This window comes from Mycobacterium gallinarum (genome assembly GCF_010726765.1).
Lineage (GTDB): Bacteria > Actinomycetota > Actinomycetes > Mycobacteriales > Mycobacteriaceae > Mycobacterium > Mycobacterium gallinarum.
This window is the reverse complement of the sequence record NZ_AP022601.1, coordinates 2,765,060-2,790,582: the sequence shown is the minus strand read 5'-3', so window position 1 is coordinate 2,790,582 and position 25,523 is coordinate 2,765,060. Positions and strand designations below refer to the sequence as shown.

Annotated in this window: 19 protein-coding genes and 3 rRNA genes; 14 read left to right on the top strand and 8 right to left on the bottom strand. The window is 63.3% G+C overall.

The annotated features are described in order from the left end of the window. Positions 1–9 precede the first annotated feature (9 nt). The 4 genes from G6N42_RS13540 to G6N42_RS13525 are packed head-to-tail and all read left to right on the top strand — an operon-like array spanning position 10 to position 3,322. Complete coding sequence (locus tag G6N42_RS13540) at positions 10–939, top strand: F0F1 ATP synthase subunit gamma (RefSeq protein ID WP_163730050.1); 930 nt, start codon at positions 10–12, stop codon at positions 937–939. Between the two features lie 39 nt (positions 940–978). Further along, positions 979–2,499, top strand: a complete 1,521-nt coding sequence (gene atpD / locus G6N42_RS13535) for a F0F1 ATP synthase subunit beta (protein WP_163730049.1) — start codon at positions 979–981, stop codon at positions 2,497–2,499. Between the two features lie 3 nt (positions 2,500–2,502). Further along, on the top strand, positions 2,503–2,868 hold the full coding sequence (locus G6N42_RS13530; RefSeq protein ID WP_014212103.1) for a F0F1 ATP synthase subunit epsilon: 366 nt from the start codon (positions 2,503–2,505) through the stop codon (positions 2,866–2,868). A 7-nt stretch (positions 2,869–2,875) separates the two neighbouring features. Next, positions 2,876–3,322 (top strand): DUF2550 domain-containing protein, encoded by a 447-nt coding sequence (locus G6N42_RS13525; protein ID WP_163730048.1) that lies wholly within the window; start codon positions 2,876–2,878, stop codon positions 3,320–3,322. On the opposite strand, the gene G6N42_RS13520 is transcribed toward G6N42_RS13525, so the two are convergent. Further along, positions 3,319–3,897 (bottom strand): cob(I)yrinic acid a,c-diamide adenosyltransferase, encoded by a 579-nt coding sequence (locus G6N42_RS13520; protein ID WP_163730047.1) that lies wholly within the window; start codon positions 3,895–3,897, stop codon positions 3,319–3,321. The two genes, G6N42_RS13525 and G6N42_RS13520, sit on opposite strands and share 4 nt — an antisense overlap. Positions 3,898–3,977: 80 nt before the next feature. Between G6N42_RS13520 and murA the strand changes: the two genes are divergently transcribed. From murA to rrf, 4 genes are all read left to right on the top strand, one after another. Beyond that, positions 3,978–5,231, top strand: a complete 1,254-nt coding sequence (murA, locus tag G6N42_RS13515) for a UDP-N-acetylglucosamine 1-carboxyvinyltransferase (RefSeq protein ID WP_163730046.1) — start codon at positions 3,978–3,980, stop codon at positions 5,229–5,231. A gap of 328 nt (positions 5,232–5,559) precedes the next feature. Continuing rightward, a 16S ribosomal RNA gene (locus G6N42_RS13510) occupies positions 5,560–7,080 on the top strand. 393 nt (positions 7,081–7,473) lie between these two features. Beyond that, positions 7,474–10,604, top strand: a 23S ribosomal RNA gene (locus tag G6N42_RS13505). A 114-nt stretch (positions 10,605–10,718) separates the two neighbouring features. After that, positions 10,719–10,833, top strand: a 5S ribosomal RNA gene (gene rrf, locus G6N42_RS13500). Together the 16S, 23S and 5S rRNA genes form the textbook arrangement of a ribosomal RNA operon. A 65-nt stretch (positions 10,834–10,898) precedes the next feature. On the opposite strand, the gene G6N42_RS13495 is transcribed toward rrf, so the two are convergent. Together G6N42_RS13495 and G6N42_RS13490 are read right to left on the bottom strand one after the other, a co-directional pair. After that, positions 10,899–11,399, bottom strand: a complete 501-nt coding sequence (locus G6N42_RS13495) for a methylated-DNA--[protein]-cysteine S-methyltransferase (protein ID WP_163730045.1) — start codon at positions 11,397–11,399, stop codon at positions 10,899–10,901. Continuing rightward, entirely contained in the window at positions 11,399–12,883 is a 1,485-nt protein-coding gene (locus G6N42_RS13490) for a DNA-3-methyladenine glycosylase 2 family protein (RefSeq protein WP_163730044.1), read from the bottom strand. The genes G6N42_RS13495 and G6N42_RS13490 overlap by 1 nt, the downstream gene beginning before the upstream one ends. Positions 12,884–13,030: 147 nt before the next feature. On the opposite strand from G6N42_RS13490, the gene G6N42_RS13485 reads away from it, so the two are divergent. Continuing rightward, positions 13,031–13,534 (top strand): hypothetical protein, encoded by a 504-nt coding sequence (locus G6N42_RS13485; RefSeq protein WP_163737473.1) that lies wholly within the window; start codon positions 13,031–13,033, stop codon positions 13,532–13,534. Positions 13,535–13,542: 8 nt separating this feature from the next. On the opposite strand, the gene G6N42_RS13480 is transcribed toward G6N42_RS13485, so the two are convergent. Together G6N42_RS13480 and G6N42_RS13475 are read right to left on the bottom strand one after the other, a co-directional pair. Then, on the bottom strand, positions 13,543–15,351 hold the full coding sequence (locus tag G6N42_RS13480; protein ID WP_163730043.1) for a fatty acyl-AMP ligase: 1,809 nt from the start codon (positions 15,349–15,351) through the stop codon (positions 13,543–13,545). Positions 15,352–15,427: 76 nt separating this feature from the next. Then, complete coding sequence (locus G6N42_RS13475) at positions 15,428–17,032, bottom strand: adenylate/guanylate cyclase domain-containing protein (RefSeq protein ID WP_163730042.1); 1,605 nt, start codon at positions 17,030–17,032, stop codon at positions 15,428–15,430. A gap of 46 nt (positions 17,033–17,078) precedes the next feature. On the opposite strand from G6N42_RS13475, the gene nucS reads away from it, so the two are divergent. Together nucS and G6N42_RS31200 are read left to right on the top strand one after the other, a co-directional pair. After that, a complete protein-coding gene (gene nucS, locus G6N42_RS13470) occupies positions 17,079–17,750 on the top strand; it encodes an endonuclease NucS (RefSeq protein WP_083125558.1) in 672 nt (223 codons plus the stop codon). Positions 17,751–17,753: 3 nt separating this feature from the next. Further along, on the top strand, positions 17,754–18,050 hold the full coding sequence (locus tag G6N42_RS31200; protein WP_163730041.1) for an Rv1322 family protein: 297 nt from the start codon (positions 17,754–17,756) through the stop codon (positions 18,048–18,050). 23 nt (positions 18,051–18,073) lie between these two features. Here the strand turns inward: G6N42_RS31200 and mce are convergent, their stop codons facing one another. Further along, complete coding sequence (gene mce, locus G6N42_RS13460) at positions 18,074–18,547, bottom strand: methylmalonyl-CoA epimerase (RefSeq protein WP_434059582.1); 474 nt, start codon at positions 18,545–18,547, stop codon at positions 18,074–18,076. An 80-nt stretch (positions 18,548–18,627) separates the two neighbouring features. Between mce and G6N42_RS13455 the strand changes: the two genes are divergently transcribed. The 3 genes from G6N42_RS13455 to G6N42_RS13445 all read left to right on the top strand — a co-directional run bounded on the left by G6N42_RS13455 (position 18,628) and on the right by G6N42_RS13445 (position 21,196). Next, positions 18,628–19,839: an acetyl-CoA C-acetyltransferase gene (locus tag G6N42_RS13455; RefSeq protein ID WP_163730039.1), complete on the top strand. Its 1,212-nt coding sequence runs from the start codon at positions 18,628–18,630 to the stop codon at positions 19,837–19,839. Between the two features lie 66 nt (positions 19,840–19,905). Continuing rightward, complete coding sequence (locus G6N42_RS13450) at positions 19,906–20,289, top strand: DUF3817 domain-containing protein (RefSeq protein WP_163730038.1); 384 nt, start codon at positions 19,906–19,908, stop codon at positions 20,287–20,289. A gap of 13 nt (positions 20,290–20,302) precedes the next feature. Continuing rightward, positions 20,303–21,196 (top strand): co-chaperone YbbN, encoded by an 894-nt coding sequence (locus tag G6N42_RS13445; protein WP_174262074.1) that lies wholly within the window; start codon positions 20,303–20,305, stop codon positions 21,194–21,196. A 21-nt stretch (positions 21,197–21,217) separates the two neighbouring features. On the opposite strand, the gene glgB is transcribed toward G6N42_RS13445, so the two are convergent. Further along, positions 21,218–23,428, bottom strand: a complete 2,211-nt coding sequence (gene glgB, locus G6N42_RS13440; RefSeq protein WP_163730037.1) for a 1,4-alpha-glucan branching protein GlgB — start codon at positions 23,426–23,428, stop codon at positions 21,218–21,220. A 4-nt stretch (positions 23,429–23,432) separates the two neighbouring features. Next, a complete protein-coding gene (locus G6N42_RS13435) occupies positions 23,433–25,523 on the bottom strand; it encodes an alpha-1,4-glucan--maltose-1-phosphate maltosyltransferase (protein ID WP_163730036.1) in 2,091 nt (696 codons plus the stop codon).

The window sequence follows — 25,523 nt, the reverse complement described above, 5'->3', positions numbered from 1 at the left end:
AGAAGCTAGATGGCTGCAACACTGCGCGAGCTACGTGGGCGCATCCGTTCCGCCGGGTCGATCAAGAAGATCACCAAGGCCCAGGAACTGATCGCCACGTCGCGGATCGCCAAGGCGCAGGCCCGAGTCGAGGCCGCCCGGCCCTTCTCGACCGAGATCACCAGCATGCTCACCGAACTCGCCAGTGCCAGCGCGCTGGACCACCCGCTGCTGGTCCAGCGGGAGAACCCGAAGCGAGCCGGTGTGCTGGTGGTGTCGTCGGACCGCGGTCTGTGCGGTGCCTACAACGCCAACGTGCTGCGCCAGTCCGAGGAACTGTTCTCGCTGCTGCGCGAAGAGGGCAAGACGCCGGTGCTCTACACGGTCGGCCGGAAGGCGTTGGGCTACTTCAGCTTCCGCCAGCGTGAGGTGACCGAGTCCTGGACCGGCTTCTCCGAGCGGCCCACCTACGAGCAAGCGCGTGAGATCGCCGACACCCTGGTGACGGCGTTCATGTCCGGTGCCGACGACGAGGGTGAGGATCCCGGCGAGGACGGCATCCTCGGCGTCGACGAACTACACATCGTGTTCACCGAGTTCAAGTCGATGCTCTCGCAGAGTGCGGCAGCGCGACGCATCGCGCCGATGGTCGTCGAATACGTCGAGGACGAGACGCCGGAAGACGGTCCACACACGCTGTTTTCGTTCGAGCCGGACCCCGAGACGTTGTTCGACGCTCTGCTGCCGCGCTATGTCGCCACCCGTGTCTACGCCGCACTGTTGGAGGCCGCGGCTTCGGAATCGGCGTCCCGACGCCGCGCGATGAAGTCCGCCACCGATAACGCCGACGATCTGATCAAGGATCTGACCTTGATGGCCAACCGCGAACGTCAGGCGCAGATCACCCAGGAAATCAGCGAGATCGTCGGCGGCGCCAACGCGCTGGCCGACGCGAAATAACTTGACGAGCAAAGCCCCTTCCAGGAAGCGAAGAGAGATATGACTGCTACCGCAGAAAAGACCGCAGGCCGAGTAGTCCGCATCACGGGTCCGGTTGTCGACGTGGAGTTCCCGCGCGGCTCGGTGCCCCAGTTGTTCAATGCGTTGCACGCCGAGATCACCTACAAGGAGATGGCGAAGACGCTGACGCTGGAGGTCGCACAGCACCTGGGGGACAACCTCGTGCGCGCCATCTCGATGCAGCCGACCGACGGCCTGGTGCGTGGTGTCGAGGTGACCGACACCGGCGCGTCGATCTCGGTGCCCGTCGGCGACGGCGTGAAGGGCCACGTGTTCAACGCACTTGGCGACTGCCTCGACGAGCCCGGCTACGGCAAGGACTTCGACCACTGGTCGATCCACCGCAAGCCGCCGGCCTTCGCCGACCTCGAGCCTCGCACCGAGATGCTGGAGACCGGCCTCAAGGTCGTCGACCTGCTGACCCCCTATGTGCGTGGCGGCAAGATCGCCCTGTTCGGTGGTGCCGGCGTGGGTAAGACGGTGCTCATCCAGGAGATGATCAACCGCATCGCCCGCAACTTCGGTGGTACCTCGGTGTTCGCCGGTGTCGGTGAGCGCACCCGTGAGGGCAACGACCTGTGGGTCGAGTTGGCGGACGCCGACGTGCTCAAGGACACCGCGCTGGTGTTCGGTCAGATGGACGAGCCGCCCGGCACCCGTATGAGGGTCGCGTTGTCGGCGCTGACCATGGCGGAGTTCTTCCGTGACGAGCAGGGCCAGGACGTGCTTCTGTTCATCGACAACATCTTCCGGTTCACCCAGGCCGGCTCCGAGGTGTCCACGCTGCTCGGCCGTATGCCTTCCGCCGTGGGTTACCAGCCCACGCTGGCCGACGAGATGGGCGAGCTGCAGGAGCGCATCACCTCTACCCGTGGCAAGTCCATCACCTCGATGCAGGCCGTGTACGTGCCCGCCGACGACTACACCGACCCGGCGCCCGCGACCACGTTCGCGCACCTCGATGCCACCACGGAGCTCTCGCGTGCGGTGTTCTCCAAGGGCATCTTCCCGGCGGTGGACCCGCTGGCGTCCAGCTCGACGATCCTCGACCCCGCGGTCGTGGGTGACGAGCACTACCGGGTTGCACAGGAAGTCATTCGAATCCTGCAGCGCTACAAGGATCTTCAGGACATCATCGCCATCCTCGGTATCGATGAACTCGCCGAAGAGGACAAGCAGCTGGTGCAGCGCGCTCGCCGTATCGAGCGCTTCCTGAGCCAGAACATGATGGCTGCCGAGCAGTTCACCGGCCAGCCTGGTTCGACGGTGCCGCTCAAGGAGACCGTCGAGGCCTTCGACAAGCTGTCAAAGGGCGACTTCGACCACTTGCCGGAGCAGGCGTTCTTCCTCATCGGCGGCCTGGACGATCTGGCGAAGAAGGCGGAAAGCCTCGGCGCCAAGATCGACAAGGGCAGCAGTGGCGGCTCGTCGAAGAAGGACGACAAGAAGGACGAGAAGAAGGACGCGCAGGCCGACGATTCCAAGAGCGAGGACGACTAGCTCATGGCCGAAATGACCGTCGAGATCGTCGCCGTCGAGCGCGAGCTCTGGTCGGGTGAGGCCACTTTCGTTTTCACCCGCACCACCGCCGGAGAGATCGGCATTCTGCCGCATCACATTCCGCTGGTGGCTCAGCTCGTCGACGACGCGATGGTGCGCGTCGAACGCGAAGGCGAAGACGATCTGCGGATCGCGGTCGACGGTGGGTTTCTCTCAGTGACCGAAGAGACGGTTCGGATCCTCGTCGAGAACGCCGAGTTCGAGTCGGAGATCAACGGCGACAGCGCAAAGCAGGACTCGGAGTCCGACGATGAGCGGACCGCAGCATGGGGCAGAGCGCGTCTACGCGCTCTAGGCCAGATCGACTAGCCAGCCGATGAGCGTGTCCATGTTCGTCATGGTCGCGCTGATTGGTGTGCTGCTGGTGGTCGTCGTGATGATGTGCTACCGGCTGTGGAAGCTTCGGCAGGTCGGCGGTACGGCCGCAATCTTGCGTGACGTTCCCGCGATCGGCGGGCACGGATGGCGGCATGGCGTAATGCGGTATCACGGTGGAGAAGCCGGTTTCTATCGGCTGTCCAGCATGCGATGGTGGCCCGATCGCACGCTGAGCCGTCGAGGGTTGGAGATAGTGTCACGGCGTGCGCCCAGAGGCGACGAGTTCGACATCATGACTGACGAAATCGTGGTCCTCGAGCTTCGGGATACCAGCCCCGAGCGCCGGCGCGGCTATGAGGTGGCGTTGGATCGCGGGGCCCTGACGGCGTTCCTGTCGTGGGTTGAGTCGAGGCCATCGCCACGCGCGCGACGCCGCACGTCCTAACCTGTTGCGGGACCGCCGGGTTGCCACAGTACGTCGCCGTTCGGATTGGCTGCCCTGGAAAGAATGAACAGCAGGTCCGAGAGCCGGTTGAGGTACTTGGCAGGCAGCACGCTGATTGATTCCCCGTGCGTTTCGACCGCAAACCATGCCGACCGTTCGGCCCGCCGCGCCACGGTTCGAGCGACGTGCAGCAACGCAGATAGTGGTGAACCGCCAGGCAGTACAAAGGAATTCAACGCCGGTAAGTCCGCGTTGAACTCGTCGCACCACGCCTCGAGCCGGTCGATATAGCTCTGGGAGATCCGCAGCTGTGGATGTTCGGGGTTCTCGACCACCGGCGTGGACAGGTCAGCGCCTGCGTCGAAAAGGTCGTTCTGAATCTGCCTGAGAACCTTGAGAATCTCCTCACGCGGGCTTCCCAAAGCAACCGCCACGCCGATGGCGGCGTTGGTTTCGTCACAGTCGGCGTAGGCCGCGAGCCGGGCGTCATTCTTTGACACCCTGCTGAAATCGCTGAGTCCAGTGGTTCCGTCGTCACCCGTCCGCGTATAGATACGGGTCAGATGAACAGCCATGTGGAAACCGTACCGGAGAAGGTGGCTGGAAAGCTGTCGGGAAACTGACACGGCCCACGGTGCTGTTTACACTGACCGGCGTGAGCGAGCGATTCGTGGTGACCGGTGGAAACCGGTTAGCAGGCGAAGTTGCCGTCGGGGGGGCAAAGAACAGCGTTCTGAAGCTGATGGCGGCATCGCTGCTGGCAGAGGGCACCAGCACGATCACGAACTGTCCCGACATCCTGGACGTGCCGTTGATGGCCGAGGTGCTGCGCGGCCTCGGCGCGACCGTCGAGCTCGAGGGCGACGTCGTGCGGATCACCTCGCCCGATGAACCCAAGTACGACGCGGATTTCGCCGCGGTCCGTCAGTTCCGTGCGTCGGTATGTGTGCTCGGCCCGCTGGTGGGGCGCTGCAAACGCGCGAAGGTCGCCCTGCCGGGCGGTGATGCGATCGGGTCGCGGCCGTTGGACATGCATCAGGCCGGACTTCGTCAGCTGGGTGCGCGATGCAATATCGAACACGGTTGCGTTGTTGCCGAGGCGGATCACCTGCGAGGCGCAGAGATTCAGCTGGAGTTCCCGTCGGTGGGTGCCACCGAGAACATCTTGATGGCGGCGGTCGTCGCCGAGGGTGTCACGACCATTCACAACGCCGCGCGTGAGCCCGACGTCGTCGACCTGTGCACGATGCTCAGCCAGATGGGCGCTCAGATATCGGGGGCGGGCACGTCGACCATGACGATCACGGGGGTCGACCGCCTGCATCCGACCGAGCACCGGGTCATCGGTGACCGCATCGTGGCGGCGACGTGGGGTATCGCGGCCGCCATGACCCGCGGGGACATCTCGGTCACCGGTGTTGACCCACAGCATCTGCAGTTGGTGCTGCACAAGCTTCACGACGCCGGCGCCACCGTCACCCAGGACGACAACGGGTTCCGGGTGGTCCAGTACGAGCGGCCGAAGGCGGTCAACGTCGCCACGCTGCCGTTCCCGGGCTTCCCGACGGACCTGCAGCCGATGGCCATCGGCTTGGCGTCCATTGCCGATGGCACCTCGATGATCACCGAGAACGTCTTCGAGGCGCGGTTCCGCTTTGTCGAGGAAATGATCCGGCTGGGCGCCGACGCCCGTACAGACGGTCACCATGCAGTGATACGAGGGATTCCGCAGTTGTCCAGTGCTCCGGTGTGGTCCTCGGACATCCGTGCCGGCGCCGGGTTGGTCCTGGCCGGGCTGGTCGCCGACGGCGACACCGAAGTCCACGACGTGTTCCACATCGACCGCGGTTATCCGCTGTTCGTGGAGAATTTGACCAGCCTCGGGGCGGAGATCGAGCGCATCGCGTAGGGCTCGGAGACCCGGGTTTGGGACTGGGTCGTTGAAGGCGTACTATTTTGTCCAGAAGCCAAGGGCCCCAGTCCAAATGGATCGGCGGACCGGGTTTGACCTCTCTGACCACATGGAGTACAGTGGCAGGGTTGCCTGAAAACCGGGTGTGTTGTTTGAGAACTCAATAGTGTGTTTGGTGGTTTTTGTTTGTTGTTGTTTTTTGGTCTGCCTCTTTTTCCCGTTTAGGGGTGGGCTGTTTTTTTTGATGCCAGTTTTTGGTGTCTTGATGGTGTCAGGCTTGTTCTGATTCGAATTCCACCTGGCCTTTTTGTGGTTGGGTTGTTTTTGTTTGGAGAGTTTGATTCTGGCTCAGGACGAACGCTGGCGGCGTGCTTAACACATGCAAGTCGAACGGAAAGGCCCTTTCGGGGGTACTCGAGTGGCGAACGGGTGAGTAACACGTGGGTGATCTGCCCTGCACTTTGGGATAAGCCTGGGAAACTGGGTCTAATACCGGATAGGACTACGCGATGCATGTCGTGTGGTGGAAAGCTTTTGCGGTGTGGGATGGGCCCGCGGCCTATCAGCTTGTTGGTGGGGTGATGGCCTACCAAGGCGACGACGGGTAGCCGGCCTGAGAGGGTGACCGGCCACACTGGGACTGAGATACGGCCCAGACTCCTACGGGAGGCAGCAGTGGGGAATATTGCACAATGGGCGCAAGCCTGATGCAGCGACGCCGCGTGAGGGATGACGGCCTTCGGGTTGTAAACCTCTTTCAGCTCCGACGAAGCGCAAGTGACGGTAGGGTAGAAGAAGGACCGGCCAACTACGTGCCAGCAGCCGCGGTAATACGTAGGGTCCGAGCGTTGTCCGGAATTACTGGGCGTAAAGAGCTCGTAGGTGGTTTGTCGCGTTGTTCGTGAAAACTCACAGCTCAACTGTGGGCGTGCGGGCGATACGGGCAGACTTGAGTACTGCAGGGGAGACTGGAATTCCTGGTGTAGCGGTGGAATGCGCAGATATCAGGAGGAACACCGGTGGCGAAGGCGGGTCTCTGGGCAGTAACTGACGCTGAGGAGCGAAAGCGTGGGGAGCGAACAGGATTAGATACCCTGGTAGTCCACGCCGTAAACGGTGGGTACTAGGTGTGGGTTTCCTTCCTTGGGATCCGTGCCGTAGCTAACGCATTAAGTACCCCGCCTGGGGAGTACGGCCGCAAGGCTAAAACTCAAAGAAATTGACGGGGGCCCGCACAAGCGGCGGAGCATGTGGATTAATTCGATGCAACGCGAAGAACCTTACCTGGGTTTGACATGCACAGGACGTGCCTAGAGATAGGTATTCCCTTGTGGCCTGTGTGCAGGTGGTGCATGGCTGTCGTCAGCTCGTGTCGTGAGATGTTGGGTTAAGTCCCGCAACGAGCGCAACCCTTGTCTCATGTTGCCAGCACGTTATGGTGGGGACTCGTGAGAGACTGCCGGGGTCAACTCGGAGGAAGGTGGGGATGACGTCAAGTCATCATGCCCCTTATGTCCAGGGCTTCACACATGCTACAATGGCCGGTACAAAGGGCTGCGATGCCGTGAGGTGGAGCGAATCCTTTCAAAGCCGGTCTCAGTTCGGATCGGGGTCTGCAACTCGACCCCGTGAAGTCGGAGTCGCTAGTAATCGCAGATCAGCAACGCTGCGGTGAATACGTTCCCGGGCCTTGTACACACCGCCCGTCACGTCATGAAAGTCGGTAACACCCGAAGCCGGTGGCCTAACCCCTTGTGGGAGGGAGCCGTCGAAGGTGGGATCGGCGATTGGGACGAAGTCGTAACAAGGTAGCCGTACCGGAAGGTGCGGCTGGATCACCTCCTTTCTAAGGAGCACCACGAGACCTGTGACCCGCCCACATCGTGTGGGGGTTCGGAGATCCAGGCGATTCTGTGGATGGCTTTCACCTGTAGTGGGTGAGGGTCTGGTGCACAACAAACGTGTTGTGGCTCAAGGGAAATTGAGTCATGCGGGAAATCATCGGACACACTATTGGGCTTTGAGGCAACAAGCCCGCTATCTCTTCGTCCCGAGTGTGGGAAACCGGGGATAGGGATTGGTTGTCGCCCTGCTTTGGTGGTGGGGTGTGGTGTTTGATTTGTGGATAGTGGTTGCGAGCATCTCGCATGTGAGGGCGCCGGCTCCTTCGGGGGTTGGTGTTTTTGTGTGCGTGATAATGCAATTTTTGATTCTTCCGAGAATTTTTAACTGTTTTGTGTTGTAAGTGTTTAAGGGCGCATGGTGGATGCCTTGGCACTGGGAGCCGATGAAGGACGTGGGAGGCTGCGTTATGCCTCGGGGAGCTGTCAACCGAGCGTTGATCCGAGGATGTCCGAATGGGGAAACCCGGCACGAGTGATGTCGTGTCACCCGTTACTGAATACATAGGTAACGGGGGAACGCGGGAAGTGAAACATCTCAGTACCCGTAGGAAGAGAAAACAAGTGTGATTCCGTGAGTAGTGGCGAGCGAAAGCGGAGGATGGCTAAACCGTGTGCATGTGATACCCGGCGGGGGTTGTGTGTGCGGTGTTGTGGGGCGTTTCTTCTCTGGTCCGCCGGCCAGGGCGAAAGTGATAAACCATTGGGTTAGGTGAAGTGGTCTGGGATGGCCTGTCGTAGAGGGTGAGAGCCCCGTAACCGAAAACTTGATGGCTTTCGTGGAACTGTCCCCGAGTAGCAGCGGGCCCGTGGAATCTGCTGTGAATCTGCCGGGACCACCCGGTAAGCCTGAATACTTCCCAGTGACCGATAGCGGATTAGTACCGTGAGGGAATGGTGAAAAGTACCCCGGGAGGGGAGTGAAAGAGTACCTGAAACCGTGTGCCTACAATCCGTCAGAGCCCTCGCTTTATGTGTGGGGTGATGGCGTGCCTTTTGAAGAATGAGCCTGCGAGTCAGGGACATGTCGCGAGGTTAACCCGGGTGGGGTAGCCGCAGCGAAAGCGAGTCTGAATAGGGCGTATCCAATCCGTAGGGGTTGGTGTAGTGGTGTGTTCTGGACCCGAAGCGGAGTGATCTACCCATGGCCAGGGTGAAGCAGCAGTAAGATGTTGTGGAGGCCCGAACCCACTTAGGTTGAAGACTGAGGGGATGAGTTGTGGGTAGGGGTGAAAGGCCAATCAAACTCCGTGATAGCTGGTTCTCCCCGAAATGCATTTAGGTGCAGCGTTACACGTTTCTTGTTGGAGGTAGAGCTACTGGATGGCCGATGGGCCCTACTAGGTTACTGACGTCAGCCAAACTCCGAATGCCGACAAGTCAAAGAGTGTGGCAGTGAGACGGCGGGGGATAAGCTCCGTGCGTCGAGAGGGAAACAGCCCAGATCGCCGGCTAAGGCCCCTAAGCGTGTGCTAAGTGGAAAAGGATGTGCAGTCGCGAAGACAACCAGGAGGTTGGCTTAGAAGCAGCCACCCTTGAAAGAGTGCGTAATAGCTCACTGGTCAAGTGATTGTGCGCCGATAATGTAGCGGGGCTCAAGCACACCGCCGAAGCCGCGGCAACGACCACCCCTTTGGGGTGACGTTGGGTAGGGAGCGTCCTGCATCCGGTGAAGCCACAGAGTGATCTGGTGGTGGAGGGTGTGGGAGTGAGAATGCAGGCATGAGTAGCGATAAGGCAAGTGAGAACCTTGCCCGCCGAAAGACCAAGGGTTCCTGGGCCAGGCCAGTCCGCCCAGGGTGAGTCGGGACCTAAGGCGAGGCCGACAGGCGTAGTCGATGGACAACGGGTTGATATTCCCGTACCCGTGTATAAGCGTCCCTGATGAATCCACTCTGCTAACCACCCAAATGGTGGTCCACCGGCGACCTTCGGGTCAATGGGGTCTACCGGCTGCGTGGGACCCGGGTGGGTAGTAGTCAAGCGATGGGGTGACGCAGGAAGGCAGCCGTACCAGTCAGTGGTAATACTGGGGCAAACCCGTAGGGGGACATCTAGGCAAATCCGGATGTCGTATTCCCTGAGAGGTGATGCATAGCCGAGTGAGGCGAATTCGGTGATCCTATGCTGTCGAGAAAAGCCTCTAGCGAGCGTATACACGGCCCGTACCCCAAACCAACACAGGTGGTCAGGTAGAGAATACCAAGGCGTACGAGTGAACTATGGTTAAGGAACTCGGCAAAATGCCCCCGTAACTTCGGGAGAAGGGGGACCGGAACACCGTCAAGGCCTTCGCGGCCGGCAGCGGGATCCGGTGGCACAAACCAGTGAGAAGCGACTGTTTACTAAAAACACAGGTCCGTGCGAAGTCGCAAGACGATGTATACGGACTGACGCCTGCCCGGTGCTGGAAGGTTAAGAGGACCCGTTAACCCGCAAGGGTGAAGCGGAGAATTTAAGCCCCAGTAAACGGCGGTGGTAACTATAACCATCCTAAGGTAGCGAAATTCCTTGTCGGGTAAGTTCCGACCTGCACGAATGGCGTAACGACTTCTCAGCTGTCTCAACCATAGACTCGGCGAAATTGCATTACGAGTAAAGATGCTCGTTACGCGCGGCAGGACGAAAAGACCCCGGGACCTTCACTACAACTTGGTATTGGTGCTCGATACGGTTTGTGTAGGATAGGTGGGAGACTGTGAAACACGCACGCCAGTGTGTGTGGAGTCGTTGTTGAAATACCACTCTGATCGTATTGGGCCTCTAACCTCGAACCGTATATCCGGTTCAGGGACAGTGCCTGGTGGGTAGTTTAACTGGGGCGGTTGCCTCCTAAAATGTAACGGAGGCGCCCAAAGGTTCCCTCAACCTGGACGGCAATCAGGTGTTGAGTGTAAGTGCACAAGGGAGCTTGACTGCGAGACCTACACGTCAAGCAGGGACGAAAGTCGGGACTAGTGATCCGGCACCCCCGAGTGGAAGGGGTGTCGCTCAACGGATAAAAGGTACCCCGGGGATAACAGGCTGATCTTCCCCAAGAGTCCATATCGACGGGATGGTTTGGCACCTCGATGTCGGCTCGTCGCATCCTGGGGCTGGAGCAGGTCCCAAGGGTTGGGCTGTTCGCCCATTAAAGCGGCACGCGAGCTGGGTTTAGAACGTCGTGAGACAGTTCGGTCTCTATCCGCCGCGCGCGTCAGAAGCTTGAGGAAACCTGTCCCTAGTACGAGAGGACCGGGACGGACGAACCTCTGGTCCACCAGTTGTCCCACCAGGGGCACCGCTGGATAGCCACGTTCGGACAGGATAACCGCTGAAAGCATCTAAGCGGGAAACCCCCTCCAAGACCAGGCTTCTCACCCATTAAGTGGGATAAGGCCCCCCGCAGACCACGGGATCAATAGACCAGACCTACACGCACAGCAATGTGTTCAGGGAACTGGCACTAACCGGCCGAAAACTTACACACAAACTCGCAACCACACATCCACGCGCATCAAACCACTGCGCCCCACCACCAAATAACCAGGGACACACAAACCCCCCACCACACAGGTGGGTCACTTTGACAAGTGAATAAAGTTACGGCGGTCAATAGCGGCAGGGAAACGCCCGGACCCATCCCGAACCCGGAAGCTAAGCCTGCCAGCGCCGATGATACTACCCAACCCGGGTGGAAAAGTAGGACACCGCCGAACACAAATTAAAGCCCTTTGCCCCCCAATTCAATTGGGGGGCAAAGGCATTTGTGGGATAGCTTGAGCTAGAACAACGTCTGCGCCGTACCGTTGTGCGCCTTCTCCATGTCGAGCAGTGCCCGCTTGCGGTCCAAACCGCCGCCGTATCCGGTGAGACTGCCGTTGGATCCGATGACCCGATGGCAGGGCACGATGATGCCGATCGGGTTGTGACCATTGGCCAGACCCACCGCCCGAAAGGCTCCGGGTGTGCCGATCTGCCTTGCGATCTCGCCGTAGGTCCGAGTCTCGCCATAAGGGATCGTGAGCAGGGCAGCCCACACCCGTCGCTGGAACTCGGTGCCGATGAGATCAAGGCTCAGATCGAAATCGGTTCTCTCCCGGGCGAAATAAGCCTCCAGCTGCTCAACGGCATCGGGGAACGCCGTGTCGTCGTGTTCCCAACCGTCGCGGCTCGGCTCATAGGTCTGATCGACCATCCGCAAATGCCGCAACCGCCCGTCCTTGCCGGCCAACGTGAGTAGTCCAACCGGGCTGTCCATTTTCCGAAATTGCAACGCTTCCATCAGTTCTCCTTCGGCGGCCATTCGTTGACCGCGTGATCCAAAGCTGTCCACAAATGCTGGGTGGCATACGACCGCCACGGTCGCCATTGCATGCTGTGTTCGGTGAGCGGACGCGGCTCTGCCGGTATGCCCAACTGCTGTGCCGCGATCCGCACTCCGAGGTCACTGGAGGGAAAAGCGTCAGGGTCGCCAAGGCCGCGCATTGCGATGACCTCGGCGGTCCATGGTCCGATGCCGGGCAGTTCCAGCAGTTGCACACGCGCACGATCCCAGTCGCATCCTGCGTCGAGCACCACATCCCGCTTGGCCAGCGCCGTGATCAGCGTGATCAGCGTCCGCTGGCGGGACTTCGGAAACGCCAGGTGCGCCGGGTCGATCTCAGCGAGATCCTCGACCGAGGGGAACACATGCGTGAGGCCGCCATCTGCGTCGGCGACGGGCTGACCGTAGGCGGTCACGAGACGGGCGGCGTGGGTGCGTGCGGCCTTGACGGACACCTGCTGACCGAGCACGACCCGCAGTGCCAGCTCCTGCTCGTCGACGGTCCGCGGAATTCGCTGCCCCGGCGCCTTGGCGACCAACGCACCGAGGTCCGGATCGGCGCCGAGCGCGTCGACGACCGCCTCCGGATCCGCGTCCAAGTCGAGCAGACGCCGGCATCGTGCTATCGCCGCGGCGAGATCCCGAAAGTCGTCCAGCCTGATCTCGCACTTCACATGGTCGGGTTGTGGTGTGAGACTGACGATTCCGTTGCCATTCGCCAATCTCAGCGTCCGCCGGTAGCTGCCCGCACGCACCTCCTCGACGCCCGGAACCGCGCTCGCCGCCAGGTGGCCGAACAGGCCCTCGTATGCGAACGGCATGCGCACCGGTAGCCGCAGGGACAACGCGCCCGTCGCGCTCTCTCCGCGACCGAACCTCGAACGTGCCCGTTGTCGCAACGCCGTCGGGGTCAGGTCGCATACCGCGCGCACCGTGTCGTTGAACTGACGGATGCTGGAGAAGCCCGCCGCGAATGCGACATCACTGAACGGCAATTCGGTGGTTTCGATCAGCACACGGGCGGTCTGAGCGCGTTGCGCTCGCGCCAGCGCAAGGGGGTTCGCCCCAACCTCTGCCTGCAGCAGCCGTTCCAGCTGACGCGTGGTGTATCCGACGCGGGCAGCCAGGCCGGCGACGCCCTCACGGTCGACTGTGCCATCCGAGATGAGTCGCATCGCCCGCGCGACCACGTCGCCACGCACATTCCACTCCGGCGACCCGGGTGAGGCGTCCGGCCGGCATCGCTTGCAGGCGCGGAAGCCGGCTTTCTGTGCGGCGGCGGCGGTGGGGTAGAACCGCATGTTGCGGGCATACGGCGGGCGCACCGGACAGCTGGGCCTGCAGTAGATTTTCGTGGTCAGCACGGCGGTGACGAACCAGCCGTCGAACCGCGCGTCCTTGGACTGGACGGCTCGGTAACAGCGATCGAAATCGTCGTGCACAAGTCAACGATTACACGTGCCCACCGACATCACTGGCGGAAAACCGACATCGTCGTGGGGCGCCGATTTCGAGGCGCTAACGATCTCGTCAAGTGTCGGCATCTCTACTCGCATTGCCAGCGAGAACGTGCTCTGGTGGATGGAGTGATGTCGACTCCCGGGCTGACTGCCCTTCGCCTGGCCGCCGGTGCGGTGGCGTGCTCAACGCTGGCCATCATCGGATTGGGGCCGGCTACCGCGGCGCCCACCGCAGATGATCAGGGCTACATCGACTCGACCGCTCGGTGCCCCTCGTCGAGTCAGGCCGTCGTCTTCGGCAGCACCGCAACGTCTCGCGTGGCCATCTGCGAGGCCGACGGCGAGTACGAATATCGCGGAGTGCGATTGAGCGACGGCGCCAAACTGATCGTCCCGGCGGCCAAGTCCACCGACGGGTACACCGCCGAAAACCATGGCATCACCTATTGGGTGACCGAAGACTCGTTGGTCGTCAGCGCGGGCAAAGAGGTGATTCGCGACGAGACGATGGTGGACTTCAACTCTCCGCAGCAGTCCGGCGTGGGCGGATCGCCGGCGCCGGCTGAGACATCAGCGCCGACAACGCCGTTGCCGCCACCGCTGCCCGCGGAGGTGGGCGGTGGCGAGAGTTGACCTGCCGACTATCCCCGTAGTGCGCCGCTGAGGTACTCGGCTCGGCATGCCCGACGGGCCACCTTGCCGCTCGTCGTGCGCGGGATCGCGCCCGCCGGTACGAATCGGACGTCTGCAATCGATAGTCCGTGGATGCGCGTGACGGCTGCGCGGATCGCCTCGGCCGCGGTATCAGGATCGGTGCCGCGGGTGCCTGACGCGCGTTCGGCGACGATGACGACGCCGGAGTCGGTGGCGAATGCCGCGACATACCCCCCGCGCACCATCGGCGAAGCGGACTGCGCCGTCGCCTCGACGTCCTGCGGGTAGTGGTGGAGTCCGTCGACGCGGATCGCGTCCGCACGTCTGCCGATGACATACAGCTCGCCATCGAGGTAGACCCCGAGATCGCCTGTGCGCAACCATGTCCCGTCGGCCGGCGCACCGTCGGCGTGACTTCGCGGCAGCAGGCGTGACCGCAGCGTGGCGTCGAACGTCAGCCGCGACGCCTCGGGCTGCCCCCAGTACCGCCGAGCGGTGTTGTCTCCGTGCAACCAGATCTCGCCTACCTGACCGTCGGCCAGTTCGGTGTGGGCTTGAGGGTCGACGATGACTGCCCACTCGCTGCGCGCGATCTGGCCACACGACACCTGTGCCACCGCGTTGTCCGCATCCGCCGCGACCCGCACCGCCACACCTTCGGCCAGCCGGCCCCGGTCGAAGTACGCGGCCGTGGCTGTGGCGGATGGAGCGATGGTCGACACGAAGAGCGTTGCTTCGGCGATTCCGTACGACGGCTTGATTGCCGTGGCCGGCAACCCGAATGGCGCAAACGCATCGTTGAACGCCGTGATCGCGTCGATGCTGACCGGCTCGGAGCCGATGATCATCACCACGTTGGCGAGGTCGACGTCCTCGCCCGTCGCGGGCACGCCGCGCTGCGCCGTGTACGCGTAGGCGAAGTTCGGCGCGGCGGTGACCACTCGTCCCTCCCGGGATCCGTCCGACAACGCCCGGATCCAGCGCTGCGGGCGACGAATGAACGCGGTCGGCGACATCAGCGTTGAGTGGCCGCCGTATACCGCCGGGAACCCGATCATCGACAACCCCATGTCGTGGTACAGCGGTAACCAGCTGACGCCGTGGGTGTTTCGGTCGAGCAGATCGATGGACAGGATCATCTGCAGCAGATTCGTCCCGACCGCGCGGTGCGTGATCTCCACCCCGACCGGCGGCCGTGTGGAGCCCGAGGTGTATTGCAGGTGTGAGACGTCATCGACGTCGAGGTCGACGGGACCGAATGTCTCGGCGGCCGAGTCCGGAATGTCATCGACTGCGATGACCGGCACATCGGGCGCGAAAGCGAAGCCCGCGAGGAAATCGCGCACGGCGCGGGCCGCCGCGGTGGTCGTCAGGATTGCCGCCGGACGGGCGTCTGTCAGTGCCGTTTCGAGACGTTCGGCGTGCCCTTGGAGTTCGGGGGCGAACAACGGCACCGCGATCGTCCCCGCTTTGACTGCGGCGAAGAATGCCGCAACGTAGTCGAGGCCCTGCGGGGCCAGGATCGCCACGCGGTCGCCCCGCGACGCGAGACTCTGGACGCGCGCGCCTATCGCCTGCATCCGACGGCCCAGCTGGTTCCAGGTCAATTCCATGGCGCGTCCGTCGGCCGAGCCGGCGAAATCCAGATAGCGGTAGGCGACGGTGTCGCCGACGCTGGCGATGTTGCGATCGATCAGCGATATCAGGGTCGTACCGGGCGGCAGCACGATGCCGCCGTCGGCGTCGAGACAGTCCTCGATCCTCAACAGACCCTCGGGGGCAATCGAACCGTGCACATCCACGATTATAATTACTGTGACGCCTGGTACCACTTACATCGCGGACGATGTGACGAAAAGCGCCCTCTGATGATCAGACCGGAAGTGCGAGCCGGGTCGGTACGTCGTGGCCACGCAGAGTCACCGAATCGCCGAGCGTCCAGTGCGCGCGTTCTTCCTCGTTGACGGCTGAGACCGCATCAGAGGACGCGAGCAGGTGACCGGGTGAGTCCTTCGCCAGCTCGCAGAGCCGTGCAGCCTCGTTGACCGGCTCACCGATCACGGTGTACTCGAAGCGCTCCTTGGCGCCGACATTTCCGGCGACGGCCTCACCGGCCGCGACGCCGATGCCGGCCTCGCATTCGGGTACCTCTTCGCGGATGCGCCGCGCGATCGCCCGCGCGGCGGCGAGGCCTTCCTCCTCCGGGCTGTCGAGGTGAACCGGTGCGCCGAAGACGGCGAGGGCCGCGTCGCCCTCGAATTTGTTCACGAAACCGTGGTGGCGATCGACTTCCTCCACGATCACCGCAAAGAACCGATTGAGCAGATCGACGACTTCGGTTGCGGGCCTGCCGGTCACCAGCTGTGTCGAGCCGATGATGTCAACAAAGATCACCGCGACGTGCCGTTCTTCGCCGCCCAATTTCGGCCGTTCCTTCTCGGCCGCGGCGGCAACCTCGCGACCCACGTGTCGACCGAAAAGGTCGCGCACGCGTTCCCGCTCCTTGAGGCCTTCGACCATCGAGTTGAAACCGCGTTGCAATTCGCCGAGCTCGGTGCCGTCGAACACCACCAGATTCGTGTCCAGATCCCCCTGCTCCACCCTTTGCAGCGCGGCACGCACGACCCGCACCGGTGTCGCGATCAGCCACGACAACAGCAGCATGAGAACCCAGCCGAAGGTCAATGCCACCACCGCCAGAATGCCCACGGCGACCGCGAACTGGGTGGCGGAGAGATTCTGTAGCGACACCGCGAAGACGGCGAGCAGGAGGATGCCGAGCACGGGCACGCCCGAGCTGAGCAACCAGACGGTCATCGTGCGGCCCATCACGCCGTGTGCCAACCGACGTGGTGGACGACCGGCCTCGAGGGCCTGAGCGGCGACGGGACGCAGTGCGAACTCCGTGATCAGGTAACACCCGGTGGCGACGACGATGCCGCAGAAACTCACCGCCAAGAGGAACCGCGGAATGAACGCGGTGTCATAGATCCCGTACCAGGTGGTCAGCAGGACTGCGCCGACGCCCCACAGGAACAGCAGCATCTTCGCCACCCGCCACGGCGCAAAGAAGACGTTGCGTTGATCGGCCCGGGTCGGCGGGCGCTCTTCGATTGCCCACCGCAGCGAGTTGACGATCCGTGAGGTGATCCAGACAGTGCCGACGATCAGGGCGAAGGCCATGTATCCGGGCGCCACGGCCCACGTCAGCCATGCGGGTGCGTCACTGAAGATGCTGGGGACCGGGATGGCGACCGCGATCATCAGCAGCGCGACGCCGATGCCGAGCATGTTCGTGAGCAAGATGAAGAACGTGAGGATCAGCTGGATACGAATACGGCGGCGGAGCTGACTTTCCGAAGGCTTGCCCAGCAGCCAGGAGCCGAATTCCGGAGTATCCGGCAGTCGGCCGCTCTGGCGTGTCACCTTCTCGAGGACACGGCCCAGCCGCTGCGGAACGCTCTTGTTGGCCGTCATCGTGGCTAAAGCCTAGGTTGCCGTCCGGCCCCCTAAGGTGGTTCGGGTGCGTCTCGTCATCGCCCAGTGCACCGTCGACTACGTCGGGCGCCTGACAGCTCATCTGCCGTCGGCCCGCCGCCTGCTCCTCATCAAGGCCGACGGCTCGGTCAGTGTCCACGCCGACGATCGCGCGTACAAGCCGCTCAACTGGATGAGCCCGCCCTGCTGGCTCACCGAGGAACCCGACGGGCCCACGCCCGTATGGGTGGTCGAGAACAAGGCGGGAGAGCAGCTTCGGATCACCGTCGAGGCCATCGAGCATGACTCCAGCCACGAACTCGGTGTCGATCCGGGATTGGTGAAGGACGGTGTCGAAGCGCATCTGCAGGAGCTGCTCGCCGAACACGTCGAGCTGCTCGGTGCGGGCTATTCACTGGTGCGCCGCGAGTACATGACCGCGATCGGGCCGGTGGACTTGCTGTGTCGAGACGAGAAGGGCGGCTCGGTCGCCGTCGAGATCAAACGGCGGGGCGAGATCGACGGCGTCGAACAGCTCACCCGTTACCTCGAACTCCTCAACCGCGACACCGTGCTGGCGCCCGTCGCGGGAGTTTTCGCCGCCCAGCAGATCAAGCCCCAGGCTCGCACGCTGGCGACCGACCGTGGGATCCGTTGCGTGACTTTGGACTACGACCAGATGCGCGGCATGGACAGCGACGAGTTCCGGCTCTTCTAACCCATGCCCCGGCGCCGTCCATCGCCGCGCAAGCAACGCGCTGTACCGCCGCTACCGCAGAGCAGGCGGATCGAGACAGGGCCGGACGGATATGACTACGAAGTCCGTCCGGTTTCGGCCGCGCGGGCGACGAAGACCTACCGCTGCCCCGGATGCGACCACGAAATACGCCCTGGCACTGCGCATGTACTCGTGTGGCCGGCAGATCGCGGCGAACAGGCGTCAGAAGACCGGCGTCATTGGCATACGCCGTGCTGGACCCACCGAGGTACTCGGGGGCCTACTCGCAAGTGGTCGTGACGAACTCGGTTCCGAAGCCAGCGTCAGTGATCGGCGGCAGGCTCGACGAGCTCGATGAGGACGCCGCCGGCATCCTTGGGATGGATGAAGTTGATCCGTGAATCGGCTGTGCCGCGACGAGGCTCGTCATAGAGCAGGCGCATACCCTCGGCGCGAAGCCGCTCGCTGAGCGCGTCGATGTCGCTGGTGCGATACGCCAGCTGCTGCAGGCCGGGTCCGCGCTTGTCGAGGAACTTCGCGATGGCCGAGGTCTCGTCGAGTGGCGCCATGAGCTGAATCTGCGCGCTGCCGACGGGCGCGCCGCGCACCGAGAGCATTGCCTCGCGCACACCCTGGTCCTCGTTGATCTCTTCGTGCAGGACGATCATGCCGAGGTGGTCGTGGTACCACTTGATGGCGGCGTCGAGGTCGGGGACCGCGATGCCGACATGATCGATAGCCGTCACGAGGGCGCTGGCGAGCGCCGGACGTGCGTCTACTTGTTCAGTGGTCATCACGTAACGGTAACCTTGAGACAGATGTTTGCGGAATGTGTCATGTGCCACATCTACGAATACCCAGTTCCTGGAGGAAATAAATGACGACGTCGGTGATCGTTGCGGGAGCGCGTACGCCAATCGGCAAGCTGATGGGCTCGCTGAAGGATTTCTCGGGTAGTGACCTCGGCGCCGTCGCGATCGCCGGTGCGCTGGAAAAGGCCAACATCCCGGCGTCGGCCGTCGACTACGTCATCATGGGGCAGGTCCTGACCGCCGGTGCTGGGCAAATGCCCGCCAGGCAGGCTGCGGTTGCCGCGGGCATCGGCTGGGATGTGCCCTCGCTGACCATCAACAAGATGTGCCTGTCCGGAATCGACGCGATCGCGCTGGCCGATCAATTGATTCGCGCGGGCGAGTTCGAGGTCGTGGTCGCGGGCGGCCAGGAATCGATGACGAAGGCGCCCCACCTGCTCATGGACAGTCGCGCGGGCTACAAGTACGGCGACGTCACCGTTCTCGATCACCTGGCCTACGACGGTCTGCACGACGTCTTCACCGATCAGCCGATGGGTGCGCTGACCGAACAGCGCAACGACGCCGACCAGTTCACCAGGGCCGAGCAGGACGAGTTTGCGGCACGTTCGCACCAAAAGGCCGCTGCGGCATGGAAGGACGGGGTCTTCGCCGACGAGGTCGTGCCGGTGAACATCCCGCAGCGCAAGGGTGACCCGATCGAGTTCACCGAAGACGAGGGCATCCGCGCCAACACCACCGCCGAGTCCCTGGCCGGACTCAAGCCGGCGTTCCGCAAGGACGGCACCATCACGGCTGGGTCGGCGTCGCAGATCTCCGACGGCGCGGCGGCAGTCGTCGTGATGAGCAAGGAGAAGGCCCAGGAGATGGGGCTGACCTGGCTGTGTGAGATCGGCGCTCACGGCGTGGTGGCGGGTCCCGATTCGACCCTGCAGTCGCAGCCGGCCAACGCCATCAAGAAGGCCATTGCCCGCGAGGGCATCTCGGTCGATCAGCTGGACGTAATCGAGATCAACGAGGCGTTCTCGGCGGTGGCGCTCGCGTCGATGAAGGAGTTGGGCGTCGACCCGGAGAAGGTCAATGTGAACGGCGGCGCGATCGCCGTCGGGCATCCGATCGGCATGTCCGGCGCCCGGATCACCCTGCACGCCGCCCTTGAGCTGTCACGACGCCGTGGCGAGCGAAGCGACGGGAAGAAACAGGGTTCTGGGTACGCGGTGGCGGCGCTGTGCGGCGCCGGGGGCCAGGGCGACGCGCTGGTGCTGCGGGCAGGCTGAACGTCGTAGACCGCGGCGAGCCGCGCCTACGACACCGCGTAGTAATACACGTCGGTTTCGGGCACAATGGCGGCCATGACAGGCGCTCTTGATCTTCGATCCGTTGCCGGGTGGTTCCGACTGGTTGCTCTGCTCGAGGCCGTCAGTTGGGTCGGTCTGCTGGTCGGAATGTATTTCAAGTACCTGGCCAGCTCGCCGACCGAGATCGGCGTCAAGGTGTTCGGGATGGCCCACGGACTGATCTTCGTCGCCTTCGTGGCGGCCGCATTGCTCGTCGGATTCGCATTCAAATGGTCGTTCGGGACGTGGTCGCTGGCGCTGATCGCCAGCATCGTGCCGCTGGGCAGTGTGATCTTCCTCATATGGGCTGATCGGACCGGCAAAATGGGTGCAGCGGTTCCGTCCGCGGCCATCATGCAACCAGGGCAGCCGGTTCCAGAATCGACGTGACAAACTTGTAGGCGTGACTCGTCCACGTCCCGTTGCGGCCTCCATGGCAGGTGCGATCGACCTTTCGGCGCTCAAGAAGCCGGCCAGTGCCGCCGCAGGTGGCGCCGCCGCCGGACCGTCCGGCGGTGTAGAGGTCACCGAGGCCAACCTCGAAGCCGAGGTCCTGGTCCGCTCCAGTCAGGTCCCTGTCGTGGTCCTGCTGTGGTCTCCGCGCAGCGACGCCAGCGTGCAGTTGGGTGACGCGCTGGCCAGTCTCGCCGCCGCCGACGGCGGCAAGTGGTCGCTCGCGACGGTCAACGTCGACGTCGTCCCGCGGGTAGCGCAGATGTTCGGGGTCCAGGCGATCCCGACCGTCGTGGCGTTGGGCGGGGGACAACCGCTGTCGAGCTTCCAGGGCATGCAGCCGCCCGAGCAGTTGCGCGGATGGATCGACTCGCTGCTCAACGCGACCGCAGGAAAACTCAGCGGCGGAGGCGCCGGAGAGGATCCCGAACAGGTCGATCCCGAGCTGGCCCAGGCGCGGGCGCATCTGGATGCCGGCGACTTCGACGCCGCGCGCGCCGCGTATCAGGCGATCCTCGACGCCAGGCCGAACGACTCCGAGGCCAAAGGTGCGGTGCGTCAGATCTCGTTCCTGCAGCGGGCATCGGCGCATCGTCCCGATGCGGTGGCTGCGGCCGACGCCGCACCCGATGACATCGACGCCGTCTTCGCCGCAGCCGATGTGGAAATTCTGCAGCAGAACATCGCGGCCGCATTCGACCGGCTGATCGCGTTGTTCAAGCGCAAGACCGACGATGATCGCACCAAGGTGCGGACCCGGCTGGTCGAGCTGTTCGACCTTTTCGATCCGGCCGATCCCGAGGTGATCGCCGGCCGACGCAAACTGGCCAACGCGTTGTACTGAGTCGGCCGTTCGCGCGAAAGGCTAGGCCGGGGCCACGGGTTCGAACCACAGCGCTGCCAGCGGCGGTAGCACCATGACCGCTGATGCCGGACGGCCGTGCCACGGCTCGTCGGTCGCCTCGACCGCACCGTAGTTGCCGATGCCCGAACCGTTGTAGATGTCGGCGTCGGAGTTGAGCACCTCCCGCCACGTGCCTGCATGCGGCAGGCCGAGCCGATAACGGGCGTGTTCGGAGCCGGAGAAGTTGAACACGCACGCCAGCATCGAACCGTCGTCGCCGAACCGCATGAAGCTGAGCACGTTGTTGGCCGAGTCGTTGGCGTCAATCCACGAGTAGCCCTCGGGCTTGCTGTCCTGTGACCACAGCGCCCGACTGCCGCGGTAGACGCCGTTCATGTCGTGGACGAAGCGCTGTACGCCGGTGGAGAAGCTGTTCTCGTCGAGCTGATACCAGTCGACGCCGCGCTCCTCGGACCACTCGGCGCGCTGCCCGAACTCCTGCCCCATGAACAGCAATTGCTTTCCGGGGTGGGCCCATTGGTAGGCCAGCAGGCCGCGCAACCCGGCGGCCTTGGTGTGGTCGTCGCCCGGGATGCGGCCCCACAACGTGCCCTTGCCGTGCACCACTTCGTCATGGCTGATGGGCAACACGAAGTTCTCGCTGAACGCGTACAGCATCGAGAACGTGATCTCGTGGTGGTGGTAGCTGCGGTGGATGGGGTCGCGTTTGATGAACTCCAGGGTGTCGTTCATCCAGCCCATGTTCCACTTCATCGAGAAACCAAGGCCGCCAAGGTTCGTCGGCCGCGTCACGCCCGGCCAGGACGTGGACTCTTCGGCGACGGTGACGATGCCTGGCGCGAGCTTGTGCACCGTGGCGTTCATCTCTTGCAGGAACTGCACCGCTTCGAGGTTCTCGCGGCCGCCGTAGATGTTCGGTGTCCAGCCGTCCGCTGGTCGTGAGTAGTCCAGGTAGAGCATCGATGCGACCGCATCCACGCGCAGCCCGTCGATGTGGTACTCCTGCAGCCAGTACAGCGCGTTGGCGACGAGGAAGTTGCGGACCTCAGGGCGGCCGAAGTCGAAAACGTAAGTGCCCCAGTCGAGTTGTTCGCCGCGTCGTGGGTCGGAGTGTTCGTACAGGGCGGTGCCGTCGAAGCGGCCCAGCGCCCACGCGTCCTTCGGGAAGTGCGCGGGAACCCAGTCCATGATCACGCCGATACCGGCCTGATGGAGGGTGTCCACCACATGGCGGAACTCGTCGGGAGTTCCCAGTCGCGATGTCGGCGCGTAGTACGACGTCACCTGATAGCCCCACGAACCGCCGAACGGATGCTCGGCCACCGGCATCAACTCGACATGTGTGAACCCATTGGAGACCACGTATTCGGTGAGCTCGGTGGCCAATTCGCGGTAGCTCAGCCCCGGCCGCCAGGACATCAGGTGCACTTCGAGCGTGCTCATCGGTTCGAAAACCGGATTCTGGCTGGCCCGCTGGGCCATCCAGTCCTGGTCCTTCCAGGTGTATTCGCTCTTCGTGACTTTCGACGCCGTCTGCGGCGGAACCTCGGTGGCGAATGCCATCGGGTCGGCGCGGTCACTGATCGAGCCGTCGGCGCCGTGCACCCTGAACTTGTACAGTCCGCCGATCTCGAATCCGGGCCAGAACAGCTCCCACACACCCGTCGAGCCGAGCACGCGCAGCTGTGCTTCGTTGCCGTCCCAATGGTTGAACTCGCCGATCAGGCTGACGCCCTTGGCATTCGGCGCCCACACCGCGAAGGACACACCGTCGACGACACCGTCGGCGGTGGTGAAACTGCGGGGATGGGCGCCCAGGATCTCCCAGAGCCGCTCATGGCGACCCTCGGCGAACAGGTGCAGGTCGATTTCGCCGAGGGTCGGCAGGAACCGGTATGCATCGGCGGTGGTGTGCACTTCGTCGCCCGAGCCGTAGCTGACCTGGAGTCGGTAGTCCGCCAGGTTGGTCATCGGCAGGGCTACCGCGAACAGGCCGCCCTCGACGTGCTCGAACGGATATCGCTCGCCACCCACGATGGCGACCACCTCGACGGCATGCGGCCGGTAGGCGCGCAACACCGTGTGATCGCCGTCGTACTCATGAGCGCCCAGAATCGAGTGGGGGTCGTGGTGTTCGCCTGCCAGCAGGCGGTTCAGATCAGTCGTGTGCGGCCGCAGGTGCGGGCTCGTACGGTGGTTGGTCTGCGTCATTTCGTCACTCCCTACGCAGCAGATTGAGTCGTTTTTCGGCCGGCACCTGGGGCATGTTCAGCACGTGCGACACGGCGTTTGCCGGGTCGAGGCGCACGTAATTGGCCTGCCCCCACTGGAATTCGTTGCCGGTGATTTCGTCGCGTACCCAGAAGCGGTCGTAGGGTTCCATCCCCAACGCAACCATATCGAGCCAGAGCGTCGCTTCTTCGGGGCCGAACGGGTTGAGCGTCACCACCACCAGCACCTGATCGCCCGTCACCGGATCGAACTTGCTGTAGGCCAACAACGCGTCGTTGTCGACGTGGTGGAACTTGATGGTGCGCAGCTGGTGCAGCGCGGGATGTAGGCGGCGGATCTCGTTGAGCCGCGTCAAGAAAGGCTCGAGTGATTCACCGTCTGCCAGGGCGGCTTCGAAATCGCGCGGCCTCAACTCGTATTTCTCGGAGTTGAGGTACTCCTCGCTGCCTTCGCGGACCGGCCGGTGTTCGTACAGCTCGTAGCCCGAGTACACGCCCCAGTTCGAGCTCATCGTTGCGGCCAGAACCGCGCGGATCGCGAACATGCCGGGTCCGCCGTGCTGCAGGCTCTCGTGGAGGATATCCGGCGTGTTCACAAACAGATTGGGGCGCGCGTAGTCCGCGTGCTCCGCGATCTGCTCTCCGAACTCGGTGAGCTCCCACTTCGCCGTGCGCCATGTGAAGTATGTGTACGACTGCGTGTAACCGAGTTTGGCCAGACCGTAGAGGCGCGCAGGCCGGGTGAAGGCCTCGGCGAGGAACAGCACGCCGGGATCTTCGCTCTTGACCCGGCCGATCAGCCACGCCCAGAAATCGGGTGGTTTGGTGTGCGGGTTGTCCACGCGAAACACCTTGATTCCGTGCGACACCCAGAACCGGACCACCCGCAGTACCTCCTCGTAGATTCCCGCGGGGTCGTTGTCGAAGTTGATCGGGTAGATGTCCTGGTACTTCTTGGGCGGGTTCTCGGCGTAGGCGATGGTGCCGTCGGGCAGTACCGTGAACCATTCCGGGTGATCTTTCGCCCACGGGTGATCGGGTGCGCACTGGAGCGCCAAATCGAGGGCGACCTCCATGCCGTGATCGCGTGTGGCGGAAACGAACTCGTCGAAGTCTTCGATCGTGCCCAGCTTGGGATGGACCGCGTCATGGCCGCCCTTGTCGCTGCCGATGGCCCACGGTGAGCCCACGTCGCCGGGAGCAGCGGTAACCGAATTGTTGCGGCCCTTGCGATGGACCTTGCCGATCGGGTGAATCGGCGGAAGGTAGACCACGTCGAAGCCCATCGCCGCGATGCGGGGAAGCGCCTTGGTCGCCGTCGCGAACGTCCCGTGAACGGGCTTGCCCTTCTTGTCCCACCCGCCGGTCGATCGCGGGAAGAACTCATACCAGGAACTGAACCGGGCCAGCGGACGATCCACCCACACGCCGTATGACTCTCCGCGCGTGACCAATTCACGCAGCGGATACTCGCCGAGCAACTCGGTCACCTGGTCGGCCAGCGCCGCGCCTGCCCTGGTGAACGGGTCACCGGGCTTACGCAACAGCTCCGCCGCCTCGATGATCGGGTCCCGCAGCTTGCGCGGAATGCCCGTCGCAGCCCGTTCGAGCAGCCGCGCCCCCATCAGCAGGTCGTTGGACAGTTCTTCTTCGCCCTGACCCGCGTCCAGCTTCGCGATGACGGCCTTGCGCCACGTCGTGATCGGATCGCTCCACGCCTCCACCCGGAAGGTCCACAGCCCGACGCTGTCGGGGGCGAACTGGCCGTGGAAGACATCCGGCGTGGTGCCCAAAGCCATCGGCAGGTGATGCCGGGTGATGCGCGCGCGCGGATTGACGACCGTCTCGATGGGTACCGGCTCGGCGGCAATGGGGTTCGCACCGGCCGGTCCCTTGACGAGCTGCGGATAGTCCGAACCGTGACAGCGGACGACCAAAGTCGCGGCGACGGCGTCATGACCCTCTCGCCATACTGTCGCGCGTACCGGCACGATCTCGCCGACGACCGCCTTCGCAGGGAAACGGCCACCGGATACGACGGGGGCGACGTCATCGATCTCGATCCGACCGACCAC

What these genes read in the sequence shown, in the direction of transcription:
- G6N42_RS13540 (WP_163730050.1), top strand. Translation starts at nt 10, where the DNA reads ATGGCTGCAACACTGCGCGAGCTACGTGGGCGCATCCGTTCCGCCGGG.
- atpD (WP_163730049.1), top strand. Translation starts at nt 979, where the DNA reads ATGACTGCTACCGCAGAAAAGACCGCAGGCCGAGTAGTCCGCATCACG.
- G6N42_RS13530 (WP_014212103.1), top strand. Translation starts at nt 2,503, where the DNA reads ATGGCCGAAATGACCGTCGAGATCGTCGCCGTCGAGCGCGAGCTCTGG.
- G6N42_RS13525 (WP_163730048.1), top strand. Translation starts at nt 2,876, where the DNA reads ATGAGCGTGTCCATGTTCGTCATGGTCGCGCTGATTGGTGTGCTGCTG.
- G6N42_RS13520 (WP_163730047.1), bottom strand. Translation starts at nt 3,897, where the DNA reads ATGGCTGTTCATCTGACCCGTATCTATACGCGGACGGGTGACGACGGA.
- G6N42_RS13495 (WP_163730045.1), bottom strand. Translation starts at nt 11,399, where the DNA reads ATGGAAGCGTTGCAATTTCGGAAAATGGACAGCCCGGTTGGACTACTC.
- G6N42_RS13485 (WP_163737473.1), top strand. Translation starts at nt 13,031, where the DNA reads ATGTCGACTCCCGGGCTGACTGCCCTTCGCCTGGCCGCCGGTGCGGTG.
- G6N42_RS13475 (WP_163730042.1), bottom strand. Translation starts at nt 17,032, where the DNA reads ATGACGGCCAACAAGAGCGTTCCGCAGCGGCTGGGCCGTGTCCTCGAG.
- G6N42_RS31200 (WP_163730041.1), top strand. Translation starts at nt 17,754, where the DNA reads ATGCCCCGGCGCCGTCCATCGCCGCGCAAGCAACGCGCTGTACCGCCG.
- G6N42_RS13455 (WP_163730039.1), top strand. Translation starts at nt 18,628, where the DNA reads ATGACGACGTCGGTGATCGTTGCGGGAGCGCGTACGCCAATCGGCAAG.
- G6N42_RS13450 (WP_163730038.1), top strand. Translation starts at nt 19,906, where the DNA reads ATGGCGGCCATGACAGGCGCTCTTGATCTTCGATCCGTTGCCGGGTGG.
- glgB (WP_163730037.1), bottom strand. Translation starts at nt 23,428, where the DNA reads ATGACGCAGACCAACCACCGTACGAGCCCGCACCTGCGGCCGCACACG.